The sequence below is a fragment of the Nocardiopsis sp. CNR-923 genome (assembly GCF_001942255.1).
In the GTDB taxonomy this organism is placed as follows: Bacteria; Actinomycetota; Actinomycetes; order Streptosporangiales; family Streptosporangiaceae; genus Nocardiopsis.
Genome location: NZ_MKKC01000006.1, coordinates 1 through 6,269, shown reverse-complemented (window position 1 = coordinate 6,269; position 6,269 = coordinate 1). Strand labels below are relative to the sequence as shown.

9 protein-coding genes are annotated in these 6,269 nt (G+C 65.3%); 6 read left to right on the top strand and 3 right to left on the bottom strand.

The window, feature by feature from the left end:
• Positions 1-69: 69 nt before the first annotated feature.
• Positions 70-378, bottom strand: coding sequence for a transposase family protein (locus BJF83_RS00235; protein WP_075924698.1), 309 nt, complete (start codon positions 376-378; stop codon positions 70-72).
• Positions 379-705: 327 nt separating this feature from the next.
• On the opposite strand from BJF83_RS00235, the gene BJF83_RS00230 reads away from it, so the two are divergent.
• From BJF83_RS00230 to BJF83_RS00215, 4 genes are all read left to right on the top strand, one after another.
• Positions 706-885 (top strand): hypothetical protein, encoded by a 180-nt coding sequence (locus tag BJF83_RS00230; RefSeq protein WP_075924697.1) that lies wholly within the window; start codon positions 706-708, stop codon positions 883-885.
• A 10-nt stretch (positions 886-895) separates the two neighbouring features.
• On the top strand, positions 896-2,116 hold the full coding sequence (locus BJF83_RS00225; RefSeq protein WP_075924696.1) for a JmjC domain-containing protein: 1,221 nt from the start codon (positions 896-898) through the stop codon (positions 2,114-2,116).
• Positions 2,113-2,841, top strand: coding sequence for an aldo/keto reductase (locus BJF83_RS00220; RefSeq protein ID WP_262391194.1), 729 nt, complete (start codon positions 2,113-2,115; stop codon positions 2,839-2,841). Before BJF83_RS00225 ends, BJF83_RS00220 begins: the two co-directional genes overlap by 4 nt.
• A 205-nt stretch (positions 2,842-3,046) precedes the next feature.
• Entirely contained in the window at positions 3,047-3,712 is a 666-nt protein-coding gene (locus BJF83_RS00215) for an aminoglycoside phosphotransferase (protein WP_262391193.1), read from the top strand.
• Between the two features lie 41 nt (positions 3,713-3,753).
• Here the strand turns inward: BJF83_RS00215 and BJF83_RS27265 are convergent, their stop codons facing one another.
• Together BJF83_RS27265 and BJF83_RS00210 are read right to left on the bottom strand one after the other, a co-directional pair.
• Entirely contained in the window at positions 3,754-3,891 is a 138-nt protein-coding gene (locus BJF83_RS27265; RefSeq protein WP_158070312.1) for a hypothetical protein, read from the bottom strand.
• A complete protein-coding gene (locus BJF83_RS00210) occupies positions 3,888-4,109 on the bottom strand; it encodes a hypothetical protein (RefSeq protein WP_075924694.1) in 222 nt (73 codons plus the stop codon). The genes BJF83_RS27265 and BJF83_RS00210 overlap by 4 nt, the downstream gene beginning before the upstream one ends.
• Before the next feature lie 228 nt (positions 4,110-4,337).
• On the opposite strand from BJF83_RS00210, the gene BJF83_RS00205 reads away from it, so the two are divergent.
• Together BJF83_RS00205 and BJF83_RS00200 are read left to right on the top strand one after the other, a co-directional pair.
• A complete protein-coding gene (locus BJF83_RS00205) occupies positions 4,338-4,961 on the top strand; it encodes a DUF5753 domain-containing protein (RefSeq protein WP_143831729.1) in 624 nt (207 codons plus the stop codon).
• Entirely contained in the window at positions 4,958-5,125 is a 168-nt protein-coding gene (locus tag BJF83_RS00200; protein WP_075924693.1) for a DUF397 domain-containing protein, read from the top strand. Before BJF83_RS00205 ends, BJF83_RS00200 begins: the two co-directional genes overlap by 4 nt.
• Positions 5,126-6,269: the final 1,144 nt, after the last annotated feature.

Genomic DNA, 6,269 nt, shown 5'->3' with positions numbered 1-6,269 from the left:
CAGACCGGAGAAAACGATCTTCAGGAGTTCCTTGACGTCACACTCAACCGAGCGTGACAGGACGATGCCCTACGTCACCACCGGAATGGGGACAGAGCCTCTACTTGTACAGTCCCGATGGGTCAGCAGCTCGGTCAGATGCGGGGTGCGGCGGGCGTAGCGGTGGGTCAGACCGGGGACCTGTTCGGCGAAGATCTTCTGTTCACAGGCGGTGTGGTCGCAGAAGAACTTGCGGTCGTGCAGGTGGATGAGGGTTTCCTGGACGGAGGCGGGGGTGTCGGTCAGGCGGCGTTCGTAGCGGCTGTGGACCCGCCCGGAGGGCGTCGCGCATGTCGGGTAGCGGGCGGCGCGGGTGGTCGCGGCCGCGGTGATGTGCACGGTGGCTGTGACGGTACGCCCTGCTGATGTCGAGCCCGACCAGGTGGGGGAAGAACAGGCTGAAGAGGGAGGAGAGGGACACCTCGCATCATCGCGGGCAAGTGTCAGGTCCCGCAGGCGCTTCACCAAATCCGTGCCAGAACCAGTATTCACGTGTCGCCGACTGAGCCGTCCCGGGACGGTTGACCGCGCACATCCTCTCCTCGGTCACCTGATGGTGGCCTCAGGGGAAGGTCTCTCTACCCCGTACGGGAAGTTCGCTCCGCCGATCAGCGGGGAACGATCTTCGATCGTGCCCCAACCACCGCATGGGCAAGGAGACGCAACATGAGCAGTTCACCCTCGTATGCACGGAACCCGCAGGAAAGTGACGGTCTTCTGCTCGCGGTTGAGCAGCTGGGTGTCGCCCACGACCGGCAGCGCTCGGAGCACTCCGACATCACCAGCTCGCAGAACAGCGCTGGCGACGACGGGGAGAACCGCGACCTGAACCTTCCGAAGGGCTAGGAGCCGCCACATGGAGCACCGGCTCGTCTCCGGTATCGAAAAGGCGCTGGGCTGGGACGGGCCGGGTTCTGTGGGCACCGCGTTCGCCCGTGGAACCCTGGCCGATCCGAGCCTGCTGACCCGTCTGATGACCCCCTACCGGCTACTGGAGACGATTCAGCGCCGGCACCTGGCCAACCCCCAGCTGCGCTGCTACGCCGATGGCAACGAGCTCCACCCCTCCAGCTACCTCAGCACGGTCGTCAACCGACGCCGTCAAGCGGTCAGCCAGGCGGACATGGCCGCGCTCGGGGTCATCTTGAACAACGGGGGCACCATCGTCCTCGACAGCGTTGACACGTTCGATCCGACGATGGAGGTGGCCTGTCGGGCACTGGGGTGGTGGTCGGGAGAACTCGTCTCCGTCAACTGCTACCTGGCCGTGGGCGACACCGACGGCTTCCACCTGCACTGGGATGACCACGACGTGATCGCTGTGCAGCTCTCAGGGGAGAAATCCTGGGAAGTGCGAGGCCCCTCCCGTCCCGTGCCCATGTATCGCGATGCCGAGCAGAACGTGGAACCGTCCGAGGATGTCGTGTGGTCGGGAACCATGGTGGCCGGGGACGTCATGCACATCCCCCGCGGCTGGTGGCATACCGCGACCCGCATCGGTTCCGGGAACGAAGGACACTCCCTGCACGTGACCTTCGGGATCACCAAGCGCACCGGGGTCACCTGGGCCAACTTCCTCTCCGACGCCGCCCGCGCCGATGCGGACTTCCGCGCGGACCTGGAAAACACACACGGCCCCATCAACGACGAGTACCTGGTGTCCAAGCTCGCTGACTTGGTGCGCGCGAACCCGCCGTCCAGCTACCTGGACCAACTCCGCGTCAGCGCCCCACCTCAGCGACACATGCCCTTGGTCTCATCGTTCGGGGCGCTCGACGAGATGGCGGTCGTGGCTGTGACCGAGTTCCCTCCGAACATCACCGTCAGCAAGGAAGCCGTCCAGGTCGCCGCCGGTGGTAAGAAGCTCATCTTCCACGCGCGCGCCGAGGAAGGACTGCGCCTTCTGTTGTCCGGCCATCCGGTCAGCCTCCACGGCGGCGGCGCTGACCTGAAGGCGCTGGCTGCTCACCTGACCAAGGAAGGTCTATGCGCTCCACTGACCGAAGGATTGTCCTGGGGCTATACCGATCTGGTCCCGAGCCTGAACTCCTTCGGCGGGCTCTCGACCTCGGGGTGACGGGGCTGGATACGGCCTACAACTACCAGCACTTCTCCTCCCACCAGGCATTGGCCGCCGCAGCTGGCGAGGCACTCGACGAGTTCGAGATCACCACGAAGGTGGGGTTCTTCCCCCAGGGCCACGACCTGAGTCCCGAACGGTTGCGTCAGGCCGTGCGGCAGACCGTGGATGACTTGGGGCGCGTGCCTGACACCGTGCTCCTGCACAACCCCGAATGCTCCGTGGACGGTTTCGAAGCAGCATGCGAAGCACTGGTTCGGATACGAGACGACGGGCTCTGCCGTGAGTGGGGAATCTCCACCTGGAGCCCTCAGGAGCTCGTTGGGCGAAGCTGGGCGCTTCCCCCACCTGATGTGATCATGGTGCGTGCTGGGCTGAGCGTTCCCGCGCCCGTGCTCGACGCGACGGAACGGCTCACCATCGGGTTGGGTGCGAAGAAGGTGTACGGCATGGCGCCCTTCGGAGGAAACGCCAACGACCCCATCTGGTCGAAGGTCGACACACACCTCTTCCTCACACCAGGCCAGCAGGCCCATACGCTCCAAGCGGCACTGGCAGCAGCGTTCGCGATCCCTGAGGTGGAAAGGATCGCCGTAGGCACGAGTTCCCCCACCCACCTGGCTCACATCGTGCAGGCTAGATCTCTGACCATTTCACCGGCCGTGATCGAGCGTTACCGTGCTCTGCTGCGAGCCCGGACCGAGAGGAACCCCACCGGATAATGCCCTCCCAGGAGACGGCGAACCCGCGCCCCGCCTTGGACGATCTGTCGGCCATGGACATCACGGACGTCCTCAACCGGGCACAGGAAAGTTTGGGACGTTCCTTCAACCACGAGGCCGACACTACAGCCGCGTCAACGGCAGTGCAGGATTTGTCACCGATGCCGGAACGTGGGTGCGCCTGTCCTGGCGTCGAGCCGCACGCATGAACGCACAATCCTGGACCGGGACCGAAGCTGCGGTGGCGATCCACGGCGTGCCCCGCCCTCAGTGGGTCGCCACCACCACCTGGGCGGACAGCGATCGCGACGTGGTGTGGAAAGCCGAGGAGACCACGCTCGCCCCCGCTCCCGCCGTCTCGACCACAGCCGACATCACGACTGACCCCCGTCTGCCGGACCGGTGGTGGGCCGAACTGCACGCCGCCTTGGGTGCCCTCGCCAACCACACCACCGAGCGCATCGCGCTGGAGCAAGCCCACCTGACCCGGCGTATCCAGGAGGTCTACGGCACCGGCATCGACACACACGTCCCAGCGAAGGACTGGGTGTGCGCCCACGGCGACCTAGGGTACGCCAACGTCACCGGCCCCGAACTCACGCTCCTGGACTGGGAGAGCTGGGGCATGGCACCGCGCGGCTGGGACGCCGCCTGTTTGTGGTCGGCGTCCCTGGGGGTCCCGGAGGTCGCTGAGCACGTCCGTGTTCGGTTCGACGACGTTCTGTCCACACGCGCGGGCCGCCTGTGCCAACTGCTGCTGTGCGCCAACGTCGCCCGAGCCACCAAGCGCACAGGAACAACGCCACCCATCGGGCCCGTCATGACAGAGACCGCCGACGTGCTCATAGCTGAGCTGGGTCTGTCAAGTTAAGTTGTACAGTCCCTGTCCAGGGATCGGCGAGCCTGCCACCCTCAGAGGGCTTCGTTGACGGCCGAATGGCGCATCCCGCAGACCCGGGTGAGGTAGCGGTAGCACTCGCCCCAGCTGCCCTCCCGCCCGTCCACCAGCCATCGCGAGCGACCGGCGTAGGCGACCGCGTGGCGGGTCATGCCTCCGCCTCCGGCCGGTGTCGGGGCGCGAACTGCGTCAGGTGCAGCCGTGCCCCCAGAACCTCGACCGTGTCCGCGCGGATGACGTCGTCGGCGTCGGGTCCGTGCACGGCGATCCAGGCGGGGCCGCCGTCGTAGGCCCGCTGGATTCTCCAGCCGGGATACCGCTGGCGGAGGTCGCTGAGGGCGGACTGCTCTGGGGTGTTCGGCTTCGTCATGCGTCCCATGTCACAGCGTGCTCACAATGCGCGACAAGGGACCTGTGCTGCATACGTGCGTCCGCCTAAGGTCAGCGCATGGACGGCGAATCTTTCTGCACGCTCCTGCACGCCGGGCGCACGTCACGGAGCTGGACGTTGGAAAAGCTGGGGCGCGCGGTGGGGGCGGTAGGGCCGACTGTCGGCCGGTGGGAAAAGGGTGAGTTCCTGCCTTCCAGAGAGACAGCCGTGACCCTGGACAGGGAGCTGGGCTATCGGGGCCAACTGCTCAGGGCGTGGCAGACGGCCAAGACCGGCTCGCCACTCCCGCCGTGGGCACACGACATCGCCGAGTTGGAGCAGCGTGCCCAGCGGATCGAGCTGGTGTCGCCGCACGTGGTGCCCGGACTGCTCCAGTCCCCCGGGTACATGGAACTGATCATGCGGCGCAACTTCCTCACCCCCGCCAGCATTGGTCACCTGCTCAAGGCGCGAGCCAAGCGGTACGAGGTGCTGGCCGCGAACGGCGACCCAGACATCACATCCGTGTTCCCCGTCACCGCCATCACCCTCGTTCCCGACACCGTTCGCCGGGAACAGGCCGCCCGGCTGGTGGAACTCATCGACACGAAACATGTCGAGGTCCACCTCATCCCCCAAGAAGACCTCCTGGTCGGCCTCATGTCGCCGCTCATGATGTTCTACCTGGCCGAGGGTGGCGAGATCGCCGCCAGCGAGCATGTCCGAGGTGCCATCATCTATGGCGAAATGGAGGAGTACGACCGTCTTCACGATCGAATCAAGGCCGCCCTGGGGCGTGCCCTCCCTCCGGCGCGGTCGCGCCGGTTCCTGGAAGGAGAAATATGCCGATGAACATGTGGCACAAGTCCACGTACAGCCCCAGTTCGGGCGACTGCGTCGAGGTGCGCGAGCACGCGAACGGCGCGGAGATGCGCGACACCAAGAACCGCGAACTCGGCGCGCTGGCCTTCGACACCGACCAGTGGGTCACGCTGATCGCCAGCGTCACCCGCTGACACCCCGCCCGGTGTCCCGTGGGCAGCTCCGTTCACGGGACACCGATGGGTCCGATTCAGCCGAGATCGACGCCAAAGGTCGCCCTGGGGCGCGCTCTCCCTCCGGCACCGTCACGGCGGGTGAGATCCGAAGTGACGATCCGAGCAGGAGACGAGACCGATCACGGCACGGCGAAGGTCCCGCCCTTTACCCTGACGATGCGAGCCGATCGGGAAGGGCGGAGCCATGCCCCACGGCAAACCAGTGGCCCCAGGGGTGGCCACAGCGATTCGAGAGCTACGCGGACATCTGGGCTGGTCGCAGTCTCAGTTAGCGGCCGAGGTGTGCCGTGTGAGCGGGCGCGACACCGTCACCCGCGAGACCGTCTCCCGCTGAGAGAACGGCAGACGCACACCGTCCCGCTATCACCTACGGCACCTCGCCGCCGCCCTACAGGTTCCCCTAGAAGCTCTGGAGACTGACCCCGTGGACCGTCGTGCCTTCCTCACGTCCATAGCCGGTACCGCCGTCGCACGTCTGCCACCAGGTGCTCACATGTCAGTACGGGATGCGGCACAGCGAGGCGAACGCTGTTCTCGCGTCCGTCTCACGAACGGGAACCGGGGCACCTGTCATCCGGAAGGAATGCTGAGCACGGCCACCTGCGACACGTGTGAGTTCGACATATGAAACGGGCAGGTTCTGCCCTGACCATAGTGTGTTGTTTTACGAATAAGTTACTATGTCCGGTGAGGTGTGCGGAGACTGCGACAAAGAGATGAGTGACTGCACCTGTGAGGGTGTCGGGAACCCCAGCTACTAGCGAACAACGTAGCGAGCAACGGTGTACCAAACTACTGAAACAGCGTGGAGCGCAGAAGCTCTGCAACGAGTACAGATCTCCCGAGATCAGATTCTCGACGAGATCGAACGCCGCCTTGGAGTTCGCCTGAACCGTGATGGCCAGACTCCAGGAAACAGGAATCCGTCCATAGGAATGCCGACGCTGGCTCGAACCTGGGTTCGGGTCAACTGGTATGAACCAGACAAGATCTTCCCCCGGGAACTCAGTGGTCTGGAAACCTCGCTCGCAATCACGGGCGTCCCTCGGCCCGAATTCATCCAAGCGTGCCACTGAGGTGATCCCAGCGAGTTCTATGTCAG